The organism is Mesorhizobium sp. M0938 (genome assembly GCF_040319125.1).
Lineage (GTDB): Bacteria > Pseudomonadota > Alphaproteobacteria > Rhizobiales > Rhizobiaceae > Mesorhizobium > Mesorhizobium robiniae.
Genome location: NZ_JAMYNS010000058.1, coordinates 1 through 577, shown reverse-complemented (window position 1 = coordinate 577; position 577 = coordinate 1). Strand labels below are relative to the sequence as shown.

Genomic DNA, 577 nt, shown 5'->3' with positions numbered 1-577 from the left:
CCCCCGGGGGGAGGGGCATTGTTGTCAGTGGACCGCCGGGATCCGTGAGTTCTGTGCGGGAACTGGTCGGTCTTTTCGATACCGACGCTATGGTTCGCAAGTCCTTCGCGCTGTATACGCTGTCTCAAGCGAGCCCGGCCGACGTTGAACGAGAACTCAGTTTGTTGTTTACGCGGAATGGGCAAGAAGGAAGGATTGTCCAATTTGCGGCGCTAGAGCGACTGAATGGTATCCTGGTCGTGGCAGAAGATCCTGCGGCTCTCAAGCAGGTCCGCCAGGCGGTCCTCAAACTGGATAGTGCGTCGCAGGCGACGGCAAACATTCACGTGCGTCCACTGCTGTACCGGCGGGCTTCGGACGTGGCGAACGTACTGGCGCAAACCTTCGGCGCTGAGGCGCCCAGTGCTGTCTCGCGTGCAAAGCCCTCGGGAACGCTCGGCAACCTGTCGGTGGCAAGTGACGCATCCGATCGAGCCAGCTTGCCGGTCAACGTGTCAGCTTCGCCGGCCGAAATGCCAGATGCGACCGTCTCCACAACGGATTCGGTGGACGAAACGGTCGTGTCAGCGAACCGTCT

Annotated in this window: 1 protein-coding gene; it reads left to right on the top strand. The window is 60.8% G+C overall.

The features are described from left to right. Positions 1-53 precede the first annotated feature (53 nt). Positions 54-577: hypothetical protein (locus NKH73_RS32540; protein ID WP_352799994.1), on the top strand; the 524-nt coding region annotated here is incomplete at its 3' end.